This window comes from Mycobacterium sp. E1214, from assembly GCF_001666755.1.
Lineage (GTDB): Bacteria > Actinomycetota > Actinomycetes > Mycobacteriales > Mycobacteriaceae > Mycobacterium.
This window is the reverse complement of the sequence record NZ_LZJC01000010.1, coordinates 1-26,420: the sequence shown is the minus strand read 5'-3', so window position 1 is coordinate 26,420 and position 26,420 is coordinate 1. Positions and strand designations below refer to the sequence as shown.

Genomic DNA, 26,420 nt, shown 5'->3' with positions numbered 1-26,420 from the left:
TACCGCCCCCACGACCCAAACCGCCGCCGCGGTGCGGGCGGTGCTCAACGGGTCCACGGTCGCCGATGCCTGGAAACAGTCCCACATCGAGTTGCCGCCTCCGGGTACCCCAGTGACCGCGCCCGCTGACCCCAGCCACTTGGCGCCGGGTCAATACGCCCAATTCAAGAGTCGCGAACCCGTGATGTTCATGGGTAATGGCAAAATCTGGCTGGATGGGCAGCTGCAACCCGAAAGTGCACTGCCCACGGGTGATTTTCTGGGCTGGGTCGATCCGTCTCAGCTCGCCGGTACGACACCGGCCCCGACCGCGCCCGGTGCGGCTGCGCCGGCCGCTACGCCGGGGATGATCAACACCAGCGGTAGCTAGATGTGGGCCAACGATGCGGGAGTCGCGGTGACCGACGAGCAGCAGGAAGTGCTTCCGACTGTCGCTGAATGGTCCGCTGATGGGGCGTTGATGGTTGAGTTGGACTGGCAGGGGCAGGGGCTGCGGGTGCAGCTCGAGCCGGAAGTCACCCGCTCCTGGACCGCTGATCTACTCGCTGACCGGATTATGCGGCTGCACCGGTTGGCCTTGATGCGGGCCCGCGCCGAACAACGCATGCGCATGATCGAGGAGACCGGCGTTCCCTGGGTGACGACCCCGGGGTGGCCGAGCTTGACCGACGTCGACGAATACCGACGAACAATCGATTTTTAAGTCGGCTCGACCGATGCGTACGGCGGTGAGCCGTTGTTACGCTGAGCAAATACCGAGTTCGACTAGGAGGTGTGCGGTGGCCGGCAATGAGGTGAAGCTGGACTTCGACGAGTGGAATGACCATGCCCAGTGGTGGGACCAGGAGGCTCCGCGGGTGCGTGAGCGCCTCACCGTCGATCCCGGTACGGCCGAAAGCATGGGGCAACGCTTCGGCGACATCGGCTGGGAAGTCCGCCAAGCGCTCAACGAGACACTGCAGGCGCGCTCGGAGGCGGGTCATTCGCTGGGTCAGTATTGCGAGGAGGTGGCCGGCCATATCCGGTCGAACGTCTCGTCATACCAGCAGACCGAAGAAGCCAGCCAGCAAATCCTGCAGACGTAGCCCGACAGGCTTGTTGTGCCGGATTCACTGCGCGTCGATACCGACGCCGTGCGAGCGGGCGGCCAGCAGGCCGCCGAGGCTGGCGGTGCCACGCCCGGCTCCGACCATGTCCAGCCCAGCGCCTCGGACATGGTGTCGGTCGGAGCGAGCACACGATTCACCGCCCAGGTCAGCTTGGCCCGTCAGTACACCTCCATGGCCAACGCGCAAGCACGCCTATTCGGGATCAAGCTCGACGCCAGCGCCGCGGCCTACGACGACCAGGAACAGCAGAGCTCCAGCACGCTGGGCAGCGGCGGCGGTGGTGGGCCTCGCGTGGTGTCGGCGGCGCGGGTGGTGCCGGCCGGGCACACCGTGCCAGCAGACGTCGTACCCGGCGGTGTAGGAGGCGCAGGGGTGCCCGCCGGGCAGACCCCGACAAGCCCGCGTGACATCGCCCGGCTGATCGAGACCGGCCGAGGCGGGGCAGGCAAGAAGACCTGGCAAGCGGTCGAAACCAGCCTGCGCACTGAGGCCAAGCAGCTCGACGATGCCGCCGAACAACTCGGCAAGGCGATCAGCACGACCGCTGACGGGTGGCAAGCCCCGTCGGCGGACTCGGCCACCGCCCGGATGCGTGCGCTGCAGAGCTGGTATCAAGGGCACGCCCGTTACGTCGAGGGCCTGGCCGATCAGGCCAACACGCATGTCCAGAATTTCACCACGGCGCTCAACGACGTTCCCCCGTATCGGAACGTGACGGACGCCGAGCGGGAACTAAAGACCGCAATGCAGGCCAACGCCCACTCCGGCGGCGCGCACCGCGTCGCCGTAGTGCACGCCCAGGTCAAGGTCAGTAAGCTGTATCAGGCCTCGACCACCGGATACACCAAATACACCTTCTCCGAAGCGGCCCCGGACCCCAAGATGCCCGTTCCGCCGCCCGCTCCGCCCACCCCGAATGTGGCGCCCGCTGCACCCCCCACGAGTCCCGGCGACGGGCCAGCACATCCCCAACAGCCGCAGCATTCGCCCAAGAGCGCTCCGCTGGACCCGGTTCAAGGTGGGCCGGGCGTGGGAGAGAACCTCACCGGCGGCCCGACCTGGCCCCCCGGGGCCGTCGACCCGACCGGCCCGGCCGCACCGCTAACCGATGCCCTCCCCGAGACCGCCGGCGGAATGCCCTCACAAGTGGTGCCCGGGATCATCGGCGGTGTCGTCGGCGGATTGGGCGGCCTGCTCGGTGGCCTGGCCGCGGCGCCCCAAAAGGCGCTGCAAGGCTTAGAGCAAGCGGCTGGACCGATGATGAGCGGGCTGGGCCAGCATCCCCAGGGTGGGCAACCGCAGCACGGCGGTGAGCAGCCGCCGCAATCGCCGGAGCCTCCCACGGGTGATCTGCCCTCGCCCGGGGATCTCGGCGCCGGCGGAGGTGGCGACACCGAGCCCGCTGGCGGGGGCGAGGCCCCGCCAGCGCCCGCCACCGATGTGGCAGCAGCACCGGCGGCGGCCGCGCCGGCCACCGCGCCCAGCGCAACTCCCGCACCTGCAGAAGCACCGGCGCCGGCGATGGGCGCGATGGCACCAATGATGCCGCCGGGTCACGGCAGCGGGGAGCGTTCCGGCCCGGAGAACAAGCAGCTCTATCAAGACCGCAAGCTCAAAGTGGTGGCCCCGGCCAACAGCGAACCGGTGAAAAACCGGCGCGAAGGACGCCCCGACTCCTCTGATCGGAAATCCAGGTGAGCACAGCCAGCACACCGAGCACTCCTCAGGAGCGGATTGCCGCCGTCGAGCAGGGCGTGCGCGTCACGCGGGCGCTCGTGGGTGAACTCAACGCCGCCGCCAACGCCATGGTCGAGCAGGACCCGATCAGCGACGTGGTCGTGCCGACCTTTGACGGCGATGGCTTCCTGCGTGATCTGTACATCGCGCCGACCGCGTTGCGCGATTACACCTACACCGGGCTGGAAGACCTGCTCACCGAGGTACTCAGCGAAGCCACACAGCGCCTGCGTGAAGTCGCCCAAGCCGCGATCGACCGGTACTGGGGGCCGGAATCGTCCTGGCACGAACTCAAGGCGCTGCGCGACGACTGGTGACCCGACACGCTCGCGTCACGATGTATCTCGACTGGTGCGCATCGGGGGCGCGACGACGGCGGCGCCGGCGGGCCTCGTCGATGAGGGCCTCAGCGCGACCGGGACCAGACAGCGCGGCCTTCGCCGCAGCGCGGGCGAGGGCATGCGCGCGCGGATTCCGCCTGGGCCGCATACCGCTCCTGGGCCTGGGCACGGGCGGCGGCTTCACGGGCTTCGTCCAGGGCGGCGGGCCGTTCAGCGAGGTTATCCGCGCCGTGCCAGGCCAAGATGGCGCCCAGCAGCCCGATCGGCCGCGCAGGGTGCTCTGCCACGATTCAATTGCTCTACCTATGCGGCGCCGGCGTGAAGGATGAGCGGTTCGTCGTCGGCCTCGTCGTCGACGACGAGGCCCGGCAGCGGGGCTACCCGCACGTCGCCGAGCTCGGCCTGGCGGCGCTCCTCAAACTGCGCGGCCAACATGGCGTAGATGGGCTTGAGCTCTTGGGGAAAGCAACCGGGCAGCATCACGCCACCCCAGATGCCGTGAGTGGCGCCGGTGGCCACCGCGTTGTAGCCGCAACGGCCGCGGAATGGGCACTCTTTGCAGCGCTTGATGGCGCGGTGCTTGGTACGGGGGTTGAAGAACATCTCGGGGTCTTCTCGGCAGGCCAGCCCTTGGCTGGTCTGGAAGAGGCGCACGTCGGCGCGCATCTGGAAGGAGGCAAACGGTCGGGCGTTGGCGCGGGACGCGGGCTCGAGGTCGATGGTCATTGGAGGTGTCCTTCCTACGAGGGTCGAGGCTTCTTCAGCGGGTGGAAGTCCCGTGAATCATCGATAATCTAACAGACAAATTATCGTTTTTATCGGTCTAAGCGCAAATTTATCGGTAGCGCGGTCCGCCGATGACGGCCTGCGCGGCGCCGGAGGCGGCGTCGCCGCATGTCAGATGGCCTTAACGACCGGGTTGAGAGGTTTGAACCGAGCTGGTCGGAAGCGACAAATTCGCGGTTCCGGCGGCGAGGATGGGCAAAATTGTCGGTTTTTCGGGCAAGATACGGACATGTCCTGGGAGCAGCTCGCCGACGACGTGCGACTTCGTCGTAAGCAGCTCAAGCTCACCCAGGCCGATGTGGCCGAGCGTGGTGGGCTGTCCGTGGTGACGGTTCGCAACCTGGAGAACAATCGGGCGGGCCGGCTGACCCGGCGACTACGCCGGGCGTTGGAGCGGGGCCTTGAGTGGCCAGAGGGGCGGGTTGACGCCGTCGTCGAGGCCGGGCACGCTTCCTCGCCTCTCGCGATCACCGACACCGGTCCCACCGCATCGGCAGGGACCGTAGATACCGCTAGGGCCGCGGCGGAGCGATTCGCCATCGCTGAGCGCCTGGTCAAGATGCGCCAGGCGTTTCTCGAGCACCGCGACCACATGTCCGAGGCCGCCCGGGCGGCAATGGAACAAGAATTCAGCGCCGCGTCGCGTGAAACTGAGGAGGCGCTGATCTGGATGCTGCCCTGGCTCGCTAATGACGAGCGGGCCGAAGCGATCCGAATTTTGGCGCGTTTGCAGGACGTTCCGTCGTGAGTCGCCGGCGGGGAGCTGTCCCGTGGCGGCCACCAGCATGCCGGTGATCCGCCGGCAGTGGTGTTATGCGATGGAGGCCGCGGCGGATCTGAGCTTCGAGCACTACCGCGACGCACTGCCGCCAGGGGACCCCTTCGAGCGCGCAGCGCGGCTCAAGAAGGTGCAGCGGCTGATGGACAAGTTCGCCGCCTACGCCGAGACCATTCGCACGGACGCCCAGGCGCTTCGCACTGCCGCGCTGTATTGGGTCAGCCGCGACATGGTGGACGTGGTACTCGAAGCGTCAAAGTCGTTGCCGGAGTGGTCACCTGAGGCGGCGATGCCCGCCGCTACGGGCCTGTTGTGTTGGGCGAAGTCCGCCGGCACCATCACCAGCGGTGTCCCCACAACAAGAAGCGGTCGACGACGATCTCAAGAACCGCGAAGTCACCGCACGCCCCCTTGACCCCAAGATCGCGACAATCGTCGACCTTCCGTGGGACGCCATATGGTGGTGGACCCGCCCGGACGGTCTGCTGCAACTGACGCCTGCCTCGCGTGCCGACCAGAACCCCGCGGCGCTGCGTATGGCCGACACCACGTCGCCGCTGTGGGGGGCGCACACCATCATGGTGCGCCCCGATATCCCGCGCACCGACGAAGCCAATGGCACCGAAAGCGCACCCGTTCGTCAGCGCCCTCGGCGAGTCGAACCAATGTGACTGAAACCCGAACGATCGCCGGGCCGCCGGAGCCACGCGCGCGGCCCGACCGAGCCGAAGACCCTGACTTGGCCGCACCCGCGCCGCGCCCTTCCACAGTGACTATCGTCGACATGCTGAAAGCCCAAAGGCCCTCGCGCAGCACAGATTCCGGCCGGACCTTTAACCACCGGTTCCCGGTGTCGGGGCACTGGCGTCAACAGGCGTGCGGCCCCAACCACAGCCAACGTAAACCGAAATACATCGGTGACTACCTGAAGGGGCCGGCTGATGCCCCGCTCATCGCGCCCAAGACACGAGTGCACGTCCTTCGTGGAAAACGAGGCACCCGCTAATTCTAGCGGGCGGTGTCACTTCTGAAAGGTACGGTGCGCCCTATGTTCGACATTCCGATTCCGCCCCCGCCGCGACATAACCTTCCGGTGTGCCGGGCCCCGTCGACGCCGGCCCGCGCCCGGCACAGCCACGCCGCCGACGATTCTCATGCTGCGCGGCCGCAGCCAAGCTGGCAGCCCCGCACGCCAGCCGAGCAGTGGTGGCACTACAGCCGTGGTTGCGCGGCCGCGCTGCGGGCGGGCCGCCCGCCCACGCCGATCCAGGTCTATGGCCCCGTCCTCGAACCAGGTGAACAAGCGCTGCTGAGCGCGGACATCGACTACAGCCGTCTGTGCGGCGCGGACGGCAAGTACTCACCGCTACCCCTGATCGTTGCCGGGCGCCCGGCAGTCATGCTCGGCGCGCTGGCAGTCCAAGGTGTCGTGAACCACCGACGCAAGGCAGCCGCCGCGCAGCGCGCCGCCACACAGTGGCGCTGGCACCAAACCTGTCCGGTGATCGTGACGACCGACCGACTGATCTGCACAACTGCCCAACACGGCATGCTCAGCTTCTGGTTCGCAACGTGCACCGAGTTCTACCCCGACTTGCAGCAATGGACATTGACACTCGGGTTCGACTCCACCTACCCGGTGCGGCTCAGCGGTCCCGCCGCCCCCGCACTGAGCTTGTGGAGCGCTTACGGCGTCCTGGGTGAATCCTGGGTCGACGACCCTCGCCTCGCGCGACTGAGTTAGGCGAGGTCGCCATCCGTAGCACGTTCCGCAGCAAAGGAGATATCGGCGCTGGTTAGCCGATGTGCAGTTACCACCCCGGCGGTAAGATGCGGTACATGACAGCAGGCAAGTTCACCATGGATGTGGCGGAAACCGAAGCCGGTTTGTCCACCGCGGACGCGGCGACAGCTCAGCAATCGGGTGCCAGCCTTAACAGCCTGACCGTCGGCGGTTACACCACACCTCTGCTAGGGGCCGCTCTGGGTGCGCGCGCGCTGGTGGACGGCCAAGCAACGGGTCGCGCGGCAGCCAACGCCGGGAGTCGAGAATTCAGCATCTCAACCGTGCAAAGCGCTGAAGCCGGCAACTCCAGCATCCTGACGACGTAACGGGCCGACGCCAGAGGGGGCAACAATGTCATCACCGTGGTCGAGAGCAGGGTCACCATCGGTGACCCTGCCGCCCCCGCCTGGGCCGCATGCGCCACAGCCGTCGATGCCCTTCCCCGACGGCCTGCCGCCAGCACCGCCGCGGCCTCGCTTTTCGGCGCGGGCAGCGCTGGGGCTACTGGTCGCGATCGTCCTCTCGGTTGCCGTCACCGCAACTGTCACATTTTTGATCATGCGCAGCAACGCTGATGGTCACTCAGACACTCAGCCGCCTTCGTCGCCGACAGCCGCAGCCGCCGCGCCGTCGCCCACCGCCAGCGCGGCCGATGCAGCCGCGGCGAAAGCACACCTCTGCCAGGTCTTCGATACATCGGTGCGCGGACAGCAAGGGAAAGGCGGGTTAAGGGTAGAGGGCAATTTGAACGTCCCTATTGTTCTCCGTTCGGTAAATAGCGCACTCGCAGTGCAGACGGCACTAGTTCCCGCGGTGCCCCCTGACATTGCCTCCGCTGCGCGCACCTACGTTACGACGACGCTCGACGTAACAACGGCGGCGATGGGAAACACCCCCACTTCGGAGGTAAACCGCCTTAACGACATTGCGAACGATGCAATCAATTCGCTGCTCGACGTCTGCGGCTTACCTAAGTAGGTCTCCGTGGCAGGAGTAGCGGGGCAAAACGGTGGCGGCGAGGTGCCCCAGTGGTGGGCTGAGCGCAACAACAAGCAGGCCGAGCGGCTGCTGAAGCTATTCAGTGCACCGGCGAAGTCCATTTCAAAAGCGGCGGGCGGCATTCCGGCGACCGGCGTCGGTGGTGATCACCCGCCGCCGCAGGGTCCGTTTGTGCACTTGCTCTTTCAGCCTTTTGTATGGCCGCACGACTCTGAAACACATTTGAACAGTGATGCTGACAAGTGGATGGACGAAGCAAACGCTTTCGATGACAGCGGAGACGACGTCCGACAGGCCGCGAACGGTGTCCTAGACGGCGGCTCCTGGGTGGGCAAAGGTGCCGACGCCGCGCGCGAGGCGTACAAGGAAGCGGCGGCAATCAAATACCACCAAGCAGATATCAGCCGCGTGGCATCCGGGCTATTCAGGCGAGCGTCAAGCGACGTGGGAATGACCAAGCGCCTCATGGGCAAAGAAAGCGACGCCGCGCACAAAGAGATTCAAGCCTTCCTGCGCAGCGGCTCGGGCCAGTCACTCGCGCAAGTAGCCGTAATCCTCGGCGTCCATCGCACAGCGATTCAAGGCTATTCATCGGATCTGCAGGGATTCGTCACGCAATACACCACCCAATTCACCAACCACTTCAAAGAAGGCGGACCCGGCGGCCCGAAAGTCAAGCAAGCAGGCAACGACCAAACTAGAGATTCGTCCACGGACGACCCTCAGGGGCCTCCATCACCAGGGCCCCCCGGGTCTCCTAACGGCAACGGAGCAGGGCAAGGCCGTGCCCCGTCGTCGGGCGACCCAGGCGGCACCGCACCGCCAGCTCCAGGCGGACCCTTCCGGGCGCCCGCAACGGGTGATCCATTCAAGGAATCGCCCCGTCCTAGTCACAACCCGTTGACTTCGCTATTGAATGGTGGGTTGCCGAGTTTGCCGAGCATGCCTGGCGGTGGGTCGGGAGGCGGTGGGCTTCCGATGGGCCCGTTGCAGGGGTTGATGGGTGGTTTCGGGGGAATGCCCGGTGGTATGTCCCCGCCTACGGGGTTGAGTGCGCCGGGGTTGCAGGGTTCTCCGATGCCGTCACTGGGCATGGACTTCGGTCGTGGTTTGGCTGCGGGTGCGGCGGCGGCGGGTGCTGTTCCACCAGCGGCTCAGGCTCCGATGACGCCGCTGGCGGCGCCGATTGAGTCGGCCCCGACCTCGGCGGCGCCGGCAGCTGCCGCGGTTCCGACTGGGCCGCAGGCTGCCACCGCATCGTCACCGGTGCAGGCTCCGGCGGGGGGAATGCCCGCGGGCGGGATGACATCGTATGGCTCGGTGCTTCCTCCGCAGGGCGCGCCGGCGCCGGCGCCGGGGGGCGCGGCCCCGGCGGCGCCGTCGGTACCGGCCGAGACCGGAGGCGGGGCGCCTGGAGCGGGTGCCGGGGCAGGGTTGATGCCGGTGGCTAGTCGACGTGAGACCGCGGTGGTGCGCCGAGCCGAGGGTGAGAAAGATCTAGAGCAGGCCAAAATGCTAGTCGCCGAGCTCGCTGGGGCCGCGAGCGTGACTGACCCGGGGCTGGATTGGGCTGTGGCCGTTGGCCGTAACTCCTCGGGGATGCCGACGTATTGGGTGGCCACCAATGACGGTACCGCTTACATTCCGCCAGGGGTGTTTCTGCGCAAGACGATGCCGATCGCTGGTGGGCATAGCGAGGAGTTCGACACGCGCTGGTTCGGTTGGGTCAACCCGGCGGATAAGGCGGTGCGAGCGGCGCGGGCGTGTGGGGACAGTGTGAGCGCGGTAGCGACGTCGTGGGCGATGCCGTCTGAGCTCTTGAGCGAGCATCCGGCGCCCGAGGTTGCGACCGGTGTGAAACCCGACCTCGGCCCGGACAATGCGGCCGCGCAGTTGTCGCCCTCGCGGGCACACCGGTTGCAGACTGTGGATGCGGCGCTGTATGCGGATTTGGTGGCAGCTGATGAGTCAACGGTCCGGGCCCATTGCCGGGAGTTGATCCGACAGTTGGCGTTTGGTGTTCCCGGTGAAGATTTGTCGCCTGTCGCTCAATCGGTGGCGCAAGCGTTGATTGCCCAACGTTGGCCTAAACCGCAGGAGTGGACGCTGTTGGCCGAGGAGCATGCGGATGCTTCGGTGATCATGGTGGCGCAGCGGCCGGGTTTGGACGGGCTGGAGAATCCTGACCAGACGCTCAGTTACACGAGGGCATTTGTCCGGTGCCGGCAACTTGAGGCATTGCTGTGCTGGGAACGTCACGGTAGCGATCTGCTCAACGTGGTGTATGCGGCTTGGGTCGCTGGGATACGTGCTCCGTTGAAGGATTTAGCGCTGCGTTGAGCGACGATCTGCTAGGCAAGGTCGCGCAGCTGCTCAGCGAGCCGCCGACACTTGATGTGCGGCGGCCACGCACGAAGATCAGCACGGGCGGGCCGATCGGGCTCGCCTTAACCGTCTTTGGCATGGCGACGCGCATGGTGTGCGAAGCCAGTTACTCTGCTGCCGTGGAGGATTGGGCACTGCGCCGAGCGCGTCTGCGCGAGTTGGAGCACCTCATAAGCTCAGATGCGCTCGACGACGCCGGTCGCGAAGCCATGCGGGGCGAAGTAGAGACGTTACGCGTCGACGGCCGCGCTCAATGAGAACGTCGCGCGGCGTTGTCCTTTGGGCTTGGCGCCATCACCAGGGACGTTGTAACAATCGTCCGTGGTCGTGCGGGCCGTCTGGCCTCGACGCACACGTGGAACGCGGCGGCGCCCGGGTCTTGCAAACCCATGCTCAGCCGCAAGTTCGTGTGCAGTCAGATCGACGCGAACACACTGCGCGTGTTGCATCTGCACAACAGTACTGCCGCAGTGTCGGTGTCTGGCGTGTACAGCCTTGTTGTGCAAGAGAATTAGCGGATGGGCCAGTAACCGATGACGCCGTCGAATTCGAGGTCGGTTTGGGTGAAGTCGTTGCCAACGGCAACGAGTGGTTCGTGGGCGAGTTTGGCGGTGGCGTAGGCCATTGTGTCGCCGTAGTTGAGGGCGGCCGGGTGGCGTCCTTTGCCGTACTGGATGTAGGCGCGGTGAGCCAGCATTGCGTGCTCGAGCGTGAAGGGCTGGAAGCCGAGGTTGATTTCTGATCGGAGGCGGTCGAACACGGTCCGTGCTGTTAATCCGTGTCGACTGGTGAGCACGATGAGCGATTCCGCGGCGTTGGCTGTGGACATGACTGGGCTTTTGTCGCCGGCCAGGGCCGCGGCGATTTGTTCGGCGTGGGGGGCCTCGCCCTGAATGAGGGCGATGACGGCCGAGGAGTCGATAATCACTGGCTCACTCCGGTGTTTGGGTCATATCCGAGGGCTTGTTCGCGGTCGGCCTTCGTAAAGGGGGATCGGTCGTGCAGGAGCGGCCAGATTTCGGTTCTGAGGACGTCAAGGAGCTCGTCGGCGCGGTTGCCGGTGCGCGATTGCGTGATTTCGATCTGGGCCCGCAGTGCGTAGCGGATCGCGTCGATGCGGCTCGGCAGGTGCAGGCGGGCGGCGAGCTCGTCGGCGAAGCGGATGACCTCTTCATCCTTCACATTGAAAGCCATAGGTACATGGTACCATATATATGGTGCATGGTACCTGGAGCGGGAACTTCGCGAGCTCGGCTATGGCCTGGCCGGGAGGGGGCGGGTTAATTTTGTGTGGTGAGTATTGCGGCGTTCGTGGCGGGCGTGGACCGCATATTGACGCGTGCGCATAATCTGTATCCGGCCGGCGGTGAGGGTGAACCGTTACCGGCCTCTGGTGGAGGTTCTGTGCCGGCGTCACCGGCTGGCGCGGGCGGGTTGCAGGCTGGCGTGACCCGGGCTGCGGGCTCATATCAGCAGGCGCGGACGACGGCCGGTGGGTTGGACCAGGAGTTGCGGGGAGCCGCCGAACAGGGCGCGGCGATCGGCACCCAGGGCCGGATCAATTCAGGAGTCATTGTCAATCAGGCGCGCGCGGTCGCGGCCTCGGCCCCGACCCTGGGGAATTCGCCGGCGGGGGCGCGCTTGATTATGGCGACGATGGACCAGCACCTGTCGGCCATGCAGGGCCAGCTGCAAGCGACCAAGGAGCAGAATCAGGCCGTGCGGGCGAGCTTGCGCGAGACGGCCACCGGATATCAGACGCTGTCCAATGGGGCGAAAGATGCCCCGCCGGCGGTGCCGCTGGATTCTTCGAACGTGTGGAAGCAGGGCGATAAGCGGCATATGCCCTATGGCGCTGGCGTGGGCGGGATGGGTCCGCCGAACAATCCCGGTTCACCGCCGTGGGTGGACATCTATGACCGGACCCAAGATCCGGCGCAGGTGCCGCACTATTTCGTCCGGTCCGACGAGATCCCGGGCTATCGGCAGCTTCCCCCGGGTGCTTTGGGCCCGCCGACAATGGCGGACCCGCACGGCAATCCGGACCCGTTTATCCAGTTGGGGCCGAATTCGGGTGTGTGGGTGCCGCAGTCGGTATTTCCTGGGGCGAAGGTCTACCCGCCGGGCAGCAGCACGCTGCCGCCGTACGGGTGGCAGGAGTACGTGCCGGGCTCGGGGATTTTCCTGTGGCACGGGGATTTGATTCCGGAGCCGTACAACCCTTACGGCCCGGCGGGGCCGCCGACCATTCCGCAGGGCGGCCGCTGATCTGCCCCTGAACTGGTCGTGTTCGGCTGTGGCCGGGCGGTTTTGGCCGGGTTAATTTTGGTGGGTGGGTGTTGCGCAGTTCGTGGCTGGGGTGGACCGGCTGCTGACTCGTGGTCACGGGTTGTTCCCTGCTGGTGGCGGGGTTGAGGGTGGCCGGGTGTTCGGTGCGGGTCATGGCCATGGCGCGGTTCCGGCGGCTCCTGCTGGTGAGGGTGGGTTGACCGGCGGGGCGACGGCGGCAGGGGGGACCTATCAGCGGGCTCGTGTGACGGCGGCCGGCTTCGACACGGACTCCGGGGACACCGTTGATCAGGGCGGTGCGGTCGGTCAGCACGGGCGGGCCGCGTCGCGGGTGATTCGGGATCAGGCCCGCGCGGTGGGCGCGGCGACCGCGTCGCTTGGGCGCTCACCGGCGGGTGCGCAGCTGATCATGGCGACGATGGATCAGCACCTGGAGGCGATGCAACGCCAGCTCGATCAGACCACCGAGCAGAACCGGTTGTTGGCGCTGCGGTTGCGCCAGCTGGCCACGGGCTACCGCGGCATGGGCTCACCCGGCATGGGCGGCATGCCCCTATCGGGGATGGGCGGCATGGGTGGCCTGTTGTCAGGCGGCGGGGGTCTAAGCGGGTTGAGCGGTATCGCGTCGGGGATTCCCGCGTCGTTGGTGAGCAGCGTGACCCACGGCGGCGGGGGCCAGGAGTCGAGCCGCGGAACGCCGACGTCCCTGTTCAGTGGTGCCGGCCAGGGCAGCGGAACGGCGCTACAGGCGGTCCAATTTGCCGAAACGAAACTGGGCTGCCCCTACGTGTGGGGGGCGACGGGTCCGCGCACCTACGACTGCTCGGGTCTAGTTATGGACGCCTACCGGCACGCCGGCGTGCAGTTGCCGCGCACCACCTACGACATGATCCACAAGGGTATGACCGTGGACCGTGCTGATGTGCGCGCCGGCGACCTGGTGTTCTCCAACTTCTCGGGTCGCGGCCCCGAGCACGTACAGCTCGCGGTGTCCTCGAACCGGGTAATCGAGGCGCCCACCCCGGGTGCCCGTGTCCAATATTCAGGTTTCCCGCACGGGCGGGTCGTGGTGAAAAGGATTGTGGGACTGTGATGGTGACGTGTCAGGACTGGCCGGGGCCGGGCAGCCGGCGTGAACGACAGACGGGTATGTGACGGTGGTGGAACCGGGAACGCACAGGGCAGACGAATCGCGGTGGCGCGGGCGCGGGCTGGGCCTGTCGACGCGAGTGCAGGTGTCAGGGCACAACTTCTTCGCCCGCCGAGCGGTATTGGCGATGACGCGGCGGCGTGTTCGGATGGAGGCCGAGCCGGGCCGTCGTCAGTCGATGGCGCTGTTGGCCGGGGTGACGGTCACCGCGGTGCTGTGTCTGGGCGCCTTGTTTTGGTCGCTGATCCGGCCGGCCGGCTCGGCTGGGCAGGCGCGGATTGTGGCCGATCAGGATTCCGGCGCCCTGTACGTACGAGTGGCCGACAAACTGTATCCGGCGCTGAACTTGTCCTCGGCACGGTTGATCGTCGGTGAGGCTGCGACCCCGGTTCGCGTGCGGCGCAGCGAGATTGACGCGCATCCGCGTGGCCCGCTGGTCGGCATTCCCGGGGCGCCGCAGGATTTGGCGGTGACGTCGCCGGGCCGCTCGTCATGGCTGGTGTGCGATGAAATCACCAAAGCTTTCGGGGCGGCAGCGCCTGAACCGGTGACGGTCACCGTCATTGACGGGCAACCAGACCTGGGGCCGCGGCGCAGTGTGCTGGGCGCTGATGATGCGTTGGTGCGCCGCTACGGCGATGGGGTGTGGCTGATCCGCGATGGCCGGCGATCGCTGATCAACCAGGGCGCCCGGGCGGTGCTGCTGGCGCTGGGTTTGGGTGAAGACGCGATGTCGGGGTCGCGTCCGATGAGCCGGGCGCTGTTCGATGCGATCCCGGTAGGGCCGGAGTTGTCGGTGCCGGCGATCCCGAATGCGGGGTTGCCAGCGCGGTTCGCCGGGGCGCCGGGACCGGTGGGCACGGTGGTGTCGACCCCTCAGGTGGGCGGCCAGACGGCCTACTCGGTGGTGCTCACCGATGGCGTGCAACCGGTCTCGCCGGTGGCGGCGCAAGTACTGCAGAACGCCGGCCCCGCGGGTTCTGCGATGCCGGTGGTGGCCGGGCCGGTCTTGGCGAAGCTGCCGGTGGTGCAGACGCTGGACCTCTCGGCGTTCCCGCCCGCGCCTCCGCACGTGGTGGACAGTCAGCTCAACGGGTCGGCCTGTTGGCACTGGGAGAAAGTGAATGGGGAGTCGATGGCCACGACATCGGTGATCGTCGGCCCGAGTATCCCGGTGGCTGAGTCCCAAACCGACAAGGTGGTGGAGTTGGTGAAAGACCCAGGCGCCCAGATGCAGGCCGACCGTGTCTATCTGGGCCCCGACTACGCCAATTATGTGGTCTCAACCGGTAATTCGCCGTCGGCGAGCACCGTGGAGTCGCTGTGGTGGATCTCAGAGTCCGGTGTGCGGTTCGGGGTGCAGCGCGAAGAGGACACGATGAACGCCCTGGGGTTGAAGAAGCACTCCCCGAACCCGGCGCCGTGGTTGGCGCTGCGGCTGCTGGCCGCGGGGCCGGCGCTGTCGCGCGCTGATGCGCTCACCCGGCACAACACGTTGCCCGTCGACACCAACCCGGCTGAATTAGAGGTGCCCAAATCATGAAGCATGGATTTGCCCGCAAGGAAACCGCGAAGGCACCCCCCCTTCAGCCCGAAACCATCGAGCTGCCGACACCGCTGAAAGTGCCGCCGCCGCAAAGCAAGCCGCTGTGGTCGGTGGTGTTGATCGTGGGCTTGATGGGCTTGATGGGGGCGATGGTCTGGGTGTCGTTCGCCAGCGGGGCCCGCACGTTCACCGGGGGTGGGTCGCTGTTTCCGGTGGTGATGGTGGGTGGCCTGATGGCGATGCTGTTCGGTGGGCGCGGCGGGTCGCAGGAGATGTCCCGGTCGAAACTGGATGCGTTGCGTGCTCGGTTCTGCATGATCATGGACGAGTTGCGGGGCACGACCTCGCAGTTGGCGGACCGGCTGGATCAGAATTACCGCTGGTATCACCCCGCGCCGGATACGTTGGAAGCGGCTGTGGGCAGTGTGCGGATGTGGGAGCGCAAGCCCAACGGTTCGGACGCCTGGTTCGGGGTGGCCCGTGTCGGGTTGGGGATGACCGACCTGGTGGAGTCGCATGCCGCGGTGTTCGCCGAGCCGCAAGACGCGCCAACTGACATCGAGCTCGAGCCGGTGACCGGCAAGGTGCTCCAGGAGTTCATGCAATACCAGACGGTGGCTTACGGGGTGCCGGCGCTGGTGTCGTTGATGGTCGAGCCCGGCTATGAGCTGCGCGGCCCGCGGGAGCGGGTGCTCGCGCTGATGCGCGCGGTGTTGTGCCAATTGGTGTTCTTCCACGGCCCCGATCATCTGCGCCTGGTCGTGGTGACCTCCGATGCCACAGAGTGGGATTGGGTCAAGTGGCTGCCGCACGCCGGTGACTCTCAGCTCGAGGACGGCGCCGGCCCGGTGCGCATGGTGTACAGGTCGGTCGACGACTTCCTGGCCGCGCAGTCAGAGGCGCTGGGGTTGCGATCGCGCGGGGACTTCCGGGCCCGCATGAGAGCATCAAAAGAGCCGATCACCCCCTTGCCGCACACGGTCATCGTGTGCGACACCGAAGTGGGTTGGGAACGATTCGGAAGTTCTGAAGGGGTCAACGGGCTGACGTTCTTCGACGTCCGCGGCGGCGGGCGGGTGCCGGCGTGCGGTGAGCCGCGCCGGGTCCTGCATGTCGGGGACAACGGGGTGATTTCGGCGGTGCCGCGCGACCCGGTGACTTGGGACGCTCAAGGCAACGAGCCGCAATTCTTCGCTTACGCCGATCAGATCAGCCGCGATGCCGCCGAAACGTTCGCCGAGCGCATGTCGCGGTGGCGGCTGGCTGAGGCCTATGAGGCCATTGAGATTGACACCGGGCAGCGGGTGATGGCCCGAGACATCTTGTCCTACTACGGCATTGAGGATGCCGCGCATATCGACTTTGAGAAGTTGTGGGCCTCGCGCAGCGACATCAACTCGTTGCAGCGGTTGAAAGTGCCGCTGGGTAACCGCGCGGACAACAACGAGCTGTTCTTCATCGACCTCAAGGAAGGCGCACACGGTGGGCAGGGCCCGCACGGGGTGATGGCCGGCAGCACCGGTTCGGGCAAGACGATGATGCTGCGAGGGTTGATTGAATCGCTCATCTTGGGGCACCCGCCGCAGAATCTGCAGTTCATGCTGGCCGACCTCAAGGGCGGCTCGGGTGTTCGCCCCTTCGCCGGTGTTCCTCACGTCGCGCAGATCATCACCGACCTCGAGGAGGACCAGGGCCTGATGGGCCGATTCGTCGACGCGCTCGACGGCGAGATCGCGCGCCGCAAAGCCCTATGTGACCGGGCGGGCGCCGACGACGCCACCGAGTACAACAAGATGCGGGCCGATCAGTTGTCGTCGGGCGCCGCTGAGGTGTTGCCGCCGTTGCCGGTGCTCATGGTGGTCATTGACGAGTTCGCCGAACTGTTCAAGATGATGGGTCAAGGGATTCAGGATTCGTTGGACCGGATCTGCCGTCAGGGCCGCGCGTACTGGGTTCATCTGCTCATGGCCAGCCAGCAGGTCGATACCCGCGCGGAGCGACTGTTGGAGAATATGGGGTACCGGGTGGCGCTGATGGCCAAGACCGCGCAGGCGGCGTCGGCGATCGGGGTGCCAAATGCGGTGAACCTCAAGGGTTCTGGGCAAGGCTATTTCCTGGAGGGCAGCAAGGAAAGCGGCACGCTGACGAAATTCCAGGGCGAGTTCTTGTGGCGCGAGTACCGCAAGCCGGGCACCGAGGACCTCGACCTCGGCCCCCAAGAAAATAAGGGTGCGCTCAGTTACTTTGCGCCACAACTGTTTACCACCGACTTCACACCGCTGCCGCTGCCAGAGGAATCGGAGACCTCCGATGCCGTGGTCGACGACGTCGACGAGCGGGGTGAGTCCAGCTCCGAGGCCGATGACGAGGCCAACAGTACGGCGCTGGTGCGCCCACAGGTGGGCCGCATCATCATCGACCAGCTGCGCCGCATCGACTTCCAGCCCTATCAGCTGTGGAAGCCCCCGCTGGATGAGCCGTGGACCATCGAGAAACTGGTCAACACCTATCTGGGGCGGCGCTGGGACAGCGACTACGCGAGCAGCCCCAACTTGGTGTTTCCCCTCGGCGTGGTCGACCGGCCGTTCAAGCACGACCAACATCCCTTGACCGTCGATGTGTCGGGCTCAGGGGCCAACGTGTTGATCGTGGGCGCGCAAGGGTCGGGCAAGACCACCGCGCTGCAGTCGCTGATCTGTGCGGCCGCTATGACCCACACCCCTGAGCAGGTGCAGTTTTATTGCTTGGCGTTTTCCTCAGCGGCGCTGGGCAGCATCGCTGGCTTGCCGCATGTCGGTGGGGTGGCGATGTCGCTGGACGGTGATGGCGTGCGTCGCACGGTGGGCGAGATGTCAGAACTGTTGGCCTCGCGCAGACGTAGTTTCGAGCAGACCGGTGTGATGTCGATGGAGGTCTTTCGCCGCCGCAAGTCCGGACGTGAGGCGGGGCCGTTGCCCGACGATGGCTACGGCGACGTGTTCGTGGTGATCGACAACTATGCCGGGCTGGTCAGCGAATACACGGAACTGGTGGAAAACCAGGTGAACAAGCTGATTAAGGAAGGCCCGACGTTCGGGATTCACGTGGTCGCCGCGGTCACCAAGACCACCGATCTGCAGGTGATGGTCCGCGGCAACTTCGGGTCACGGGTGGAGCTGCGCCTAACCGACACGAATGACGCCGCGCTGGTAGCCAAGCCGCGGCTGGCCGCCGCGGTTCCCTCACGCCCGGGCCGGGGCATGATCGGGCAGAACTATGAACGCGCCGGCTTCGAGCCGATCGGGCTGCACACCCTCATGGCGCGCCCAGCGCTGGAGTCCACCGACGCCGAGGTATTCGACTCGCGCAGCGTGGTCGCGGCGGTCAACCGATTGGCCGCCAGGTTTACCCCGGCACGCAAGGTGCGCCGCCTGCCGCAACGAGTGACCCCGGGGGAGCTGGCCGCGCTGGCAGCCGCCGATACCCGCACGGCCGACACGATGGTCTGGGCGCTCAACGAGACCGAACGGCCAACCTTCTTTGAGGGCCAGCACCTTCGCATCACTGGGCAACGCGAATGTGGCCGCACCACCGCATGCGCGACGTTGATGCGCGAGATTGCTCGGGTCTACGCCCCGGACGGCCAGGACGCGGCTGACCGGCAGGACGGTCGGCCCACCGTGCAGGTGTGGCTGGTCGATCCGCGCCGCCAACTGCTCCATGTGCTCGACCCGTCCTATGTGCACCGGTTCGCGACGACACCGGCGGCGGTCAAGCAGCGTATGGACGAGCTGGCCCAGCTGTTGGCGCCACGCATGCCCAGCGACGAGCTGTCGGTCGCGCAGATCGGCCAGCGCCGCTGGGAGGGCCCAGAGATTTTCTTGATCATCGACGACTCCGAACGCCTGCCCGGGGGCTACGACTCCCCCCTAGTTCCGATTGAGCCATTCGTTCAGGCCGGCTCGGACGTGGGGTTGCACATCATCTACACCCGCTTGTTCGGGCCGTTCATGGGCGGGATGGCTGACCCCGTGTTGAGGCGGCTGGGGGAGGCCACCGAGCCGCTACTGGTGATGGACTCCGACCCCGACGCAGGGTTCGTGAAGAACAAATGGAAGGGACACACGATGCCCCCCGGCCGCGGATTCCTGATGAATACCGCCGAATCGGGCGAATTGGGAATTTACGTTCAAGTCGCCGATACCGAACTCGGATAGATCATCGATGGGGCAGGCGCAAGCGCGGGCACCCCGATACACTTTTGTCATCAGACCGGGTGAATGATCCGGTCGGCCGTTGTGGGAGGGTTCTATGTTTGTCGAGGCGATCACTGGGGGCATTGACGAGGCCGCATCGGGGTTGGCTGGACTCGGGTCGACGGTAGCGGCGGGCAACGCCGCCGGTGCGGCGCCGACGCTGGGCGTGGTACCGCCCGCGGGTGAGCCGGCTTCTGTGCTGTTGGCCGCCGCGTTCGGCACGCACGCCGGGGTGTATCAGGTCACGCAGGCGATCGGCTCGGTGGTGCACTCGATGTTCGTCTCGACCATGGGCATCAGCTCGGCCGACTACGCCGCGACCGAGGCACTCAACACCATCGCGATGGTCTAAGCCGGGGTCGCGGGGGCGCAGCCATGGTCTACGAGGGTCCACCGGAGATCAACTCAGGAATCATGTATGCCGGCCTGGGTTCGTCGTCTCTGATGGCCTCGGCGGCAGCCTGGCAGGCCCTAGCGGTGCAGCTGGGTTCGGCGGGAGCGGCGTTTCAGGCGGTCATCGAGGCGCTCACCAGTACGGCATGGTTCGGCCCGTCGTCGATGACCATGGCCCTGTCCGCGGCACCGTACGTGGTGTGGATGATCGCCACCGCCGAGCAGTGCCAGGCGGCGGCGCTGGCCGCCGCCGGCGCCGCAGATGCTTTCGAGGCCGCGCGGGCCGGCGTGGTGCCTCCGCCGGTGATCGCCGAGAACAGGGCCCAGCTCGTCGCGCTGCTGAACACCAACTTCATGGGGTTCAACACCCCCGCCATCATGGCCAACGAAACCCACTACGGGCAGATGTGGTCCCAAGACACCTCGACGATGTACAGCTTCGCCGGGCAAGCGGCCGGAATCACCGGGTCGCTGGTCCCGTTCACCCCGCCGCTGCCGAACTCCGATCCCATCGGGCTGGCCGCGCAAACGGCCGCCTTGGGGCAATCCGGGGGACAGGCGGCCGGACAGCAGCCGATGAATTTCTTGAGCAGCGCCGGCGGTCTGCCTTCGGGTTTGGACGGCGAGACCATGCTGTCGATGGGCCCGCAGTTGGTCAGCAGCATCCCCCAGGCGCTGCAGGGACTCGCGTCGCCGCTGAGCAGCGGTGGTGGTGGACTCGGCCAATTCCAGTCACTGCTGAGTCCGTTCATGAGTTTCATGAATCCGGGCATGTTCGGCGGCGGCACGTCGGCAGCGCTGACCGGTGCAGGAGGGCCAGGACTTGCCGGGCTGGGCGGGGCAGCCGCGGAAGTCGAGGCCGTCGCCGGCGGCAGCGGGTCGCTGGGTGGTCTGTCGGTGCCAGCGACCTGGGCTGCCGGTGCCGGAGGGGAATCGGGAAGCGCCGCCCGCGCGGTCGCCCCGGTCGCCGCCTCAGGGGGCGGGGGAGCAGCCGCCGCCCCCGCCACGTCCACCGGGGGGTCCGGCATGTACGGGGGCACTCCGATGGCCGCCGGCATGCACGGGCGCGGCAACGACAGCGACGGCACGCCCCGCTATGGAAAGCCGGTCAAAGTTGTTCGCCGACGTTAGCGCCACATACCGAACAATGAGGCGCAATGAAAATTCGCACAAATAGCTTTCGCCGACCGTTGCCCGGCGTCAGATCCGGCCAATAGACTGGCCACACAGCAACGCTGAATAAATCGCCGCCGCTTAAGGAGAGCTTGATTATGGCATCACGTTTTATGACCGACCCGCACGAAATGCGCGCGATGGCCGGCCGATTCGAAACCCACGCCCAGACCGTGGAAGACGAAGCCCGCAAGATGTGGGCCTCCTCCCAGAACATCGCCGGCGCCGGCTGGAGCGGCCAGGCCCAGGCCACCTCCTACGACACCATGGGCCAGATGAATCAGGCCTTCCGCAACATCGTCAACATGCTCCACGGGGTGCGCGACGGGCTGATCCGCGACGCCAACAACTACGAGCAGCAAGAGCAGGCCTCGCAGCAGATCCTGAGCAGCTAGCAGCAACCGCCTCTACTACCCCTCATCTTTCAAGGAGCCACAGCAATGAGCATCAACTACCAGTTCGGCGACGTCGACTCACACGGCGCGCTGATCCGCGCCCAGGCCGCGTCCCTGGAGCAGGAGCACCAGGCCATCGTGCGCGATGTGCTGGCCGCCGGTGACTTCTGGGGCGGCGCCGGTTCGGTGGCCTGCCAGGAGTTCATCACCCAGTTGGGCCGCAACTTCCAGGTCATCTACGAGCAGGCCAACGCCCACGGACAGAAGGTCCAGACTGCCGGGTCCAACATGAACAGCACCGACAGCGCCGTCGGTTCTTCGTGGGCCTAGCCCCAGACTGCACAGGCAACGACGTGGCGGCACCGGCACCGGTGCCGCCACGTTTGCTTTAGACAACCTGGAGAACGCTCATGACCGTCCCCGACACCGCGGGCACCACAACCAGGACCGACATCACGGTGAACCTGGACGGGTTGTGGCTGCTGCAGGCCATGCTCGGCATCGCCCAGCTCGCCCCCGAGCTGCGGGGGCGGCCCTACGGCCAAGCCCAAAGCACCGACTGGCTTACCGCCCACCCGGGGTTGGCGGTGCTGGTTGAGCAGGGCATCGCCGACGAGGCCGCGGTGGTACGCACCGATATCGCCGAACGCATGGCTGTGCTGGCTAACCCCGACGTCGAAATCCTCGTCTGGGTGTCACACGGGTCGATGACGGTCGTCACCCCGATGGTCATGGACGATCCGAGCACCTGGCGGGCGGTGCCCGATGACCAGCTGCGCGTCGTGTTGGCCCGCCGGCAGGGACGCTGGGCATCGGCGGTGCGCGCCGGTTCCTACATCACCATCGATGACTGCCCCGACACTGACCAGGAGTGGCTGGAGCGCCTGGTTGTGGCGGCCCTGGATTCGGTGCACCAGGTCGAACCGGCCCGCATCAGCCCACTGAATGTGCCGCTCGCCGACATGCAGGCCGCGGTCAGCGCGCATGCGCACTCCGGGTCGCCCGCGGCCAAGATGGCGGCGTTGCGGGCTCTGGGCCTGCGCGGCGGGGCGCTGGCTGAACTGGGCGCGGCGCTCGACGACCCGCAGGCCGAGGCGCTGGTGTATGCGCGGGCCCATGTCGATACCGAAACGGTGTGGAGCAAAACCGTGCTCAACTTGCGCGACACCTCTTCAGGACGAGTGGCGCTGTATCGGCTCAACCCCCCACCGGGCAGCGAACAAGAGTGGCTGGCGATCGCCCCGGCCACACCAGCACAACTGCACCACGCGCTGACCGCAGTGTTCGACAGCGTCGGGGTCCGAGCCTGGGCGAGCCACGAACGAATGGGGTGAGCAAAAAGCGGCACTCACCGTGCCAGCAAAGGGTTCTCGATAAATACCGGGCGGCCGTGGTATAGGGAGATTTCTGCCCCTAGGATCGGAAGTAGTAAACGCCAGCCAGCCTTGGGGAAACGACACTAATGACTGACAATTCCGACTTCATGAAGCGCTATCTGCCGCCGGAAAACCCTGAGCAGCAGCGCGAACAGTCGCCGGCCGAAGACCGCACCGAGGAGGTGTCGCTGTCGGATCTGCGGCTCCCCGAGCCCGCGGCCCCGCAACCGCCCCAGGTCCCCTCACCGCAGCTGCCGCCGGCGCCGGTCGGTGACTACGAGTTCGCGCCACCGTCTGCCCCGCCGGGGGCTGCGCCGCACAGCGGGTGGCCGCCACCAGCACCCACCGACGGGCCACCGCCGGCGGCCGGGTTCGATGCCACGCACACCGGGGGCGCCGCGCAGACAGCGCCCTACGGGCCTGCGGCCCGAGTCCCGTTTGGTGCGCCACCGCAAAGCGGGCACCCCAACGCCGCGCCACCGCAAGGCGGGTACCCTCACGCGGCGGCACCGCCCGTCGGGCAGCAACCCCATGCGGTGCCGCTTCAGCGGGCGCCGGGCCTGGATTTCGCGCCGCCCAGCGGCCCGCTTCAAGCCGCCCCGGCGTCAATTCCGCCGCGGCCACAGTTCGACCAGCACAACCAGGCGCCGCCACCGGAGCAGGAGTGGACTCCGCCGCCCGTCGATCCCAACGAGCGGTGGGCCCCGCGCGCCGACCTACAAACGCCGGGGTCGGCGCCCACCCGCCACGTCCAGGTCGAAGAGGTAGTCAAACGGCGCCGCGAGCCCGCCAAAATGGGTTGGCGCAAAGCGGTATTCGCCTGCACCGGGGGATTGGTGAACCTGGGCGCCGGCCCCCACGAGCGCCAGCTGATTGACTGGAAGGCGCGGGTCACGTCCAACATTCCGGGCAACTATCAAATCGCGGCGATCTCGGTCAAGGGCGGGGTCGGCAAGACCCGAGTGACGGCTGGTGTGGGCACGGTCTTCGCCGCCGAGCGTGGTCAACCGGTGCTCGCGATCGATGCCGACACCACCTACGGCGGCTTGGGCCGCTTCGTTGATCCGCAGGCGCTGCGCTCACTGGGGGATCTGCTCGCCGCCAAGAAGGTAGTTGTTGACTATCCGAAGGCGCGGCATTTCACGGGGAAGAATAAGCAGGGCCTCGAAGTCTTGCCCGGCAACCAGAATGTGGTCAGCCCCATGAAGATGAAGATGGACGTCTTTTATGACACCGCGGCGTTGACGCGGCGGTTCTACCAGCTGGCCTTGGTCGATTGCGGCGCTGAGGTGGAAACCGAATTCTTCAAAGCGGTGTTGTCCAACACCGATGCGTTGATGATCATCGGTTCCTGCAATGCCGAGGGCGGGCTGGCGGTCGAGACCACGGTTGACTGGTTGGCGGCCCGTAACGGTCACGAATTGCTCAAGCGGTCGGTGATCGTGCTCAACGACATCCATGACTGCGCCACGAAGGCGTTCATTGCTCACATCACCGAGACGGTGGGGCCGCGGGTGCGGTCGGTCAAGACCATCCCGTGGGACCCGCACCTGCGTGATGCCGACACCCTGGACTTTGACGCCCTGCACAAGCGGACGCGGTTGGCGTTTCTCGAGCTCGCCGCTGAGCTGGCCGAAGGGTTCCCCACCGCGGGGGCACTGCGCGCGTGACTATCGAAAGGCAGCGCGACAATCCCGTGATTGCGGCGGCCGGGCCGGCTTTGCCCGACCGGGTCTTGGTGGCGGTCATCGCCGGCGTCACCAAGATCGGGGTGGTGCTCGATGCCACCGCCGCGGTGTCGGTGCAGTTGGCCGCGTTAGTGGACTTGGTCAACAGCCGCCTCGAGGAGCTGGGCCAGCCGGCGTTGACCGCCGGCCCGCGGGGCCGCTGGACGTTGTGCTGGGTCGACGGCACGCCGCTTAAGCCCGGGCTGTCGTTGGCCGCCCAGGGGGTCAGCGACGGCACCCGCCTGTGGCTGCGCTTCGCCCCCGACACTGAGGCCCGGATCAACGTCGTCGAGCATGTCACCTCGGCGGTGGCTGCTGAGCTCACGAAGCGCTGGCCGGCGGTCACGCCGGCGTGGGCGGCGCGGGTGGGCGCGGGCATGTTAGTCGCCGGCGTGCTGGCAGGGACAGCGCTGATGGCGCGGTGGCGTTATGGGCATCTGAGCTGGGCGCCCGCCGCCTATTGCGGGGGGCTGGCCGCGGTGTTGCTCGCGGCGGCCCTGATCGTGTTGACCCGGCGAGGCAGCGCGCTGATCCGCACCCTTGGTGACGCGCTGCTGTTGACCGGATGCGTGCCGGCGGCGGTGGCGGCCGCGGCCGCGGTGCCCGGGCCGGTCGGCGCCCCGCACGCCGCGCTGGGGTTGGCGACCGTGGTGGTGGCGGCGGTGTTGGTGGTGCGGTTCACCGGACGCCACATTGCGATGGCCACCGCGGTGCTCGTCACCGCGTCTGCGGGCATGGTGCTCGGGTTGGTGCGCATGGTGCTGGTGACGTCGGCGCCGATCCTGTTGGCGGTGCTGCTGCTGGTAGCGATCCTCGGGATGCACTTGGCTCCGACCATGGCGCGCTGGGTGGCCGGTATTCGACTGCCGGTGTTTCCCTCGGCGTCGGGGCGCTGGATTTTCGAGGCGCGACCGGATCTGCCGGCCGATCACGCGGTGGCCTCTGGTCAGGTGGCGACGTTCGCCGGTCCGGAATCGGTGCGCGAGGTCGCGGTGGCCACCGACCGTGCGCACTCCTACCTGACTGGATTACTGGTTGCGACAACAGGTTTGGCGGCGGTGTGCAGTGTCGGGTTATGCGATCCGCACACCGCGCGGCGCTGGCTGCCGCTGATCGTGGCGGGCCTGGTGGCGGTCGCAGTGTTGCTGCGAGGCCGCTCGTTCACCGATCGGTGGCAGGCCACGATTCTGGCGTTGGCTGCAGTGGCGCTGGTGATCGGCGTGGCCGGGCGTTACGTGCTGGGGTTGTGGTCGATGCCTGCGCTGCTGATTGGGGTGTCGGTGATGGTGGCGGTCCCGGCGGCCGGGCTGGTCGCCGGCGTTGTGGTCCCGAACCGCTTCTACACTCCGACGTTCCGCAAAGTGGTGGAGTGGATCGAATACGTGTGCCTGACCGGGATTTTCCCGTTGGCGTTTTGGCTGATGGGTGTGTTGGCCGCGATTCGGTACCGGTAGCGAGGATGGTGTCGGTGAGTCGTGCACAGAAGGCTTGTGCGGCCGTTTCGGCGGTCGCGGTGGTGGGGTTGACCGGGCTGTGGGGTGCCCCGCCAGCGGCCGCGGTGGAGCCGCCGCAGATCGACGTCGGCGCCACTCCACCCGATGGTCCGCCGGGCCCGGATCAGCCGATGCGCCAGGGCGCGTTTTGCCCCAAGGTGAGCACCATGCCGGGCACCGACTACCGGGTGCAGCCGCACTACATGGACATGCTGGATTTGGCGGAGGCGTGGCGGTTTGGCCGCGGCGCCGGACAGAAGGTGGCCGTCATCGACACCGGCGTCAGCCCGCATCCGCGGCTGACCGATCTCGTGGGCGGCGGTGACTACGTGGCTTCCGGTGACGGCCTGGCGGACTGCGATGCCCACGGCACGATCGTGGCGTCCATGATCGCCGCCCAACCCGCCGACGGCAAGACCCCGCTACCGCCGCCGCGCCAAACCCGCCACCCCGACACGGTGCCCACCACCGAGGCGCCGCCTCCGCCGCCGCCACCGCAAACGGTGACCGTGCAGGTGCCGCCGCCACCACCGCCGCCGCCGCCGGATGGGGCGAGCTGGCATCCACACCCGCGACTACAGACGGTGCTACCGGCCGGTCACGCCAAGCTGGCACCGCAAGGCCCCGCGCCAGGACCTGATGACCCGGCCACACTGAGCGGGAAGGTCGCCTTCATGACCCCGCCCCCCGCCGGCGCATCAGTGCCGCCGAGCCCAGCACCA

The 26,420-nt window shown here is 67.0% G+C and carries 27 protein-coding genes and 1 pseudogene; 25 read left to right on the top strand and 3 right to left on the bottom strand.

Annotated elements, in window-relative coordinates:
* The 5 genes and pseudogenes from A5700_RS00875 to A5700_RS00855 form a co-directional block, all read left to right on the top strand.
* Positions 1 to 370: pseudogene (locus A5700_RS00875) on the top strand (Biofilm regulator BssS); the annotation flags it as partial.
* Between the two features lie 27 nt (positions 371 to 397).
* Positions 398 to 703 (top strand): hypothetical protein, encoded by a 306-nt coding sequence (locus A5700_RS00870; protein ID WP_156671004.1) that lies wholly within the window; start codon positions 398 to 400, stop codon positions 701 to 703.
* A gap of 76 nt (positions 704 to 779) precedes the next feature.
* Complete coding sequence (locus A5700_RS00865) at positions 780 to 1,085, top strand: type VII secretion target (protein WP_068072290.1); 306 nt, start codon at positions 780 to 782, stop codon at positions 1,083 to 1,085.
* A 15-nt stretch (positions 1,086 to 1,100) separates the two neighbouring features.
* Positions 1,101 to 2,807, top strand: a complete 1,707-nt coding sequence (locus A5700_RS00860) for a PPE domain-containing protein (RefSeq protein ID WP_156671003.1) — start codon at positions 1,101 to 1,103, stop codon at positions 2,805 to 2,807.
* Entirely contained in the window at positions 2,804 to 3,163 is a 360-nt protein-coding gene (locus tag A5700_RS00855) for a hypothetical protein (protein ID WP_156671002.1), read from the top strand. The genes A5700_RS00860 and A5700_RS00855 overlap by 4 nt, the downstream gene beginning before the upstream one ends.
* A 327-nt stretch (positions 3,164 to 3,490) precedes the next feature.
* Here A5700_RS00855 and A5700_RS00850 read toward each other — a convergent pair whose 3' ends face one another.
* The gene (locus A5700_RS00850; protein WP_068072282.1) at positions 3,491 to 3,913 is read right to left on the bottom strand and encodes a WhiB family transcriptional regulator; all 423 of its coding nucleotides are present in this window, start codon (positions 3,911 to 3,913) and stop codon (positions 3,491 to 3,493) included.
* A gap of 289 nt (positions 3,914 to 4,202) precedes the next feature.
* On the opposite strand from A5700_RS00850, the gene A5700_RS00845 reads away from it, so the two are divergent.
* From A5700_RS00845 to A5700_RS00825, 8 genes are all read left to right on the top strand, one after another.
* On the top strand, positions 4,203 to 4,721 hold the full coding sequence (locus A5700_RS00845; RefSeq protein ID WP_068072274.1) for a helix-turn-helix domain-containing protein: 519 nt from the start codon (positions 4,203 to 4,205) through the stop codon (positions 4,719 to 4,721).
* Positions 4,722 to 4,743: 22 nt separating this feature from the next.
* A complete protein-coding gene (locus tag A5700_RS26710; RefSeq protein WP_231973867.1) occupies positions 4,744 to 5,166 on the top strand; it encodes a hypothetical protein in 423 nt (140 codons plus the stop codon).
* Positions 5,099 to 5,422 carry a hypothetical protein gene (locus A5700_RS26705; protein ID WP_231973866.1) on the top strand — a complete coding sequence of 108 codons (324 nt, stop codon included), beginning with the start codon at positions 5,099 to 5,101 and terminating at the stop codon, positions 5,420 to 5,422. Before A5700_RS26710 ends, A5700_RS26705 begins: the two co-directional genes overlap by 68 nt.
* A 377-nt stretch (positions 5,423 to 5,799) precedes the next feature.
* Entirely contained in the window at positions 5,800 to 6,495 is a 696-nt protein-coding gene (locus A5700_RS25815) for a hypothetical protein (RefSeq protein ID WP_156671001.1), read from the top strand.
* Between the two features lie 95 nt (positions 6,496 to 6,590).
* Positions 6,591 to 6,863: a hypothetical protein gene (locus tag A5700_RS25810; protein ID WP_156671000.1), complete on the top strand. Its 273-nt coding sequence runs from the start codon at positions 6,591 to 6,593 to the stop codon at positions 6,861 to 6,863.
* 232 nt (positions 6,864 to 7,095) lie between these two features.
* Positions 7,096 to 7,515, top strand: coding sequence for a hypothetical protein (locus tag A5700_RS25805; protein ID WP_156670999.1), 420 nt, complete (start codon positions 7,096 to 7,098; stop codon positions 7,513 to 7,515).
* Positions 7,516 to 7,521: 6 nt separating this feature from the next.
* Positions 7,522 to 9,876 carry a hypothetical protein gene (locus tag A5700_RS25800; protein ID WP_156670998.1) on the top strand — a complete coding sequence of 785 codons (2,355 nt, stop codon included), beginning with the start codon at positions 7,522 to 7,524 and terminating at the stop codon, positions 9,874 to 9,876.
* The gene (locus tag A5700_RS00825; protein WP_068072265.1) at positions 9,873 to 10,178 is read left to right on the top strand and encodes a hypothetical protein; all 306 of its coding nucleotides are present in this window, start codon (positions 9,873 to 9,875) and stop codon (positions 10,176 to 10,178) included. The genes A5700_RS25800 and A5700_RS00825 overlap by 4 nt, the downstream gene beginning before the upstream one ends.
* Before the next feature lie 254 nt (positions 10,179 to 10,432).
* Here A5700_RS00825 and A5700_RS00820 read toward each other — a convergent pair whose 3' ends face one another.
* Positions 10,433 to 10,849 (bottom strand): type II toxin-antitoxin system VapC family toxin, encoded by a 417-nt coding sequence (locus A5700_RS00820; protein WP_068072263.1) that lies wholly within the window; start codon positions 10,847 to 10,849, stop codon positions 10,433 to 10,435.
* Entirely contained in the window at positions 10,846 to 11,115 is a 270-nt protein-coding gene (locus A5700_RS00815; RefSeq protein ID WP_068072260.1) for a type II toxin-antitoxin system VapB family antitoxin, read from the bottom strand. The genes A5700_RS00820 and A5700_RS00815 overlap by 4 nt, the downstream gene beginning before the upstream one ends.
* 99 nt (positions 11,116 to 11,214) lie before the next feature.
* On the opposite strand from A5700_RS00815, the gene A5700_RS00810 reads away from it, so the two are divergent.
* From A5700_RS00810 to A5700_RS00755, 12 genes are all read left to right on the top strand, one after another.
* Positions 11,215 to 12,189, top strand: a complete 975-nt coding sequence (locus A5700_RS00810) for a hypothetical protein (RefSeq protein WP_231973865.1) — start codon at positions 11,215 to 11,217, stop codon at positions 12,187 to 12,189.
* Between the two features lie 265 nt (positions 12,190 to 12,454).
* Positions 12,455 to 13,303, top strand: a complete 849-nt coding sequence (locus tag A5700_RS00805; protein WP_082960591.1) for a C40 family peptidase — start codon at positions 12,455 to 12,457, stop codon at positions 13,301 to 13,303.
* A gap of 58 nt (positions 13,304 to 13,361) precedes the next feature.
* Positions 13,362 to 14,903 (top strand): type VII secretion protein EccB, encoded by a 1,542-nt coding sequence (gene eccB / locus A5700_RS00800; RefSeq protein ID WP_082960590.1) that lies wholly within the window; start codon positions 13,362 to 13,364, stop codon positions 14,901 to 14,903.
* Positions 14,900 to 19,102, top strand: a complete 4,203-nt coding sequence (eccCa, locus tag A5700_RS00795) for a type VII secretion protein EccCa (RefSeq protein WP_068072255.1) — start codon at positions 14,900 to 14,902, stop codon at positions 19,100 to 19,102. Before eccB ends, eccCa begins: the two co-directional genes overlap by 4 nt.
* A gap of 94 nt (positions 19,103 to 19,196) precedes the next feature.
* Positions 19,197 to 19,493 (top strand): PE family protein, encoded by a 297-nt coding sequence (locus A5700_RS00790; protein WP_068072252.1) that lies wholly within the window; start codon positions 19,197 to 19,199, stop codon positions 19,491 to 19,493.
* A gap of 23 nt (positions 19,494 to 19,516) precedes the next feature.
* Entirely contained in the window at positions 19,517 to 20,665 is a 1,149-nt protein-coding gene (locus A5700_RS00785; protein ID WP_068072248.1) for a PPE family protein, read from the top strand.
* A gap of 140 nt (positions 20,666 to 20,805) precedes the next feature.
* The gene (locus A5700_RS00780) at positions 20,806 to 21,102 is read left to right on the top strand and encodes a WXG100 family type VII secretion target (RefSeq protein ID WP_023882700.1); all 297 of its coding nucleotides are present in this window, start codon (positions 20,806 to 20,808) and stop codon (positions 21,100 to 21,102) included.
* Positions 21,103 to 21,147: 45 nt separating this feature from the next.
* Complete coding sequence (locus A5700_RS00775; protein ID WP_068072246.1) at positions 21,148 to 21,432, top strand: WXG100 family type VII secretion target; 285 nt, start codon at positions 21,148 to 21,150, stop codon at positions 21,430 to 21,432.
* An 80-nt stretch (positions 21,433 to 21,512) separates the two neighbouring features.
* Entirely contained in the window at positions 21,513 to 22,436 is a 924-nt protein-coding gene (locus A5700_RS00770; RefSeq protein WP_068072243.1) for an ESX secretion-associated protein EspG, read from the top strand.
* Between the two features lie 128 nt (positions 22,437 to 22,564).
* Positions 22,565 to 24,148 carry a MinD/ParA family protein gene (locus A5700_RS00765; protein WP_068072242.1) on the top strand — a complete coding sequence of 528 codons (1,584 nt, stop codon included), beginning with the start codon at positions 22,565 to 22,567 and terminating at the stop codon, positions 24,146 to 24,148.
* Entirely contained in the window at positions 24,145 to 25,659 is a 1,515-nt protein-coding gene (eccD, locus tag A5700_RS00760) for a type VII secretion integral membrane protein EccD (protein ID WP_082960589.1), read from the top strand. The genes A5700_RS00765 and eccD overlap by 4 nt, the downstream gene beginning before the upstream one ends.
* 14 nt (positions 25,660 to 25,673) lie before the next feature.
* Positions 25,674 to 26,420: S8 family serine peptidase (locus tag A5700_RS00755; protein ID WP_369828197.1), on the top strand; the 747-nt coding region annotated here is incomplete at its 3' end.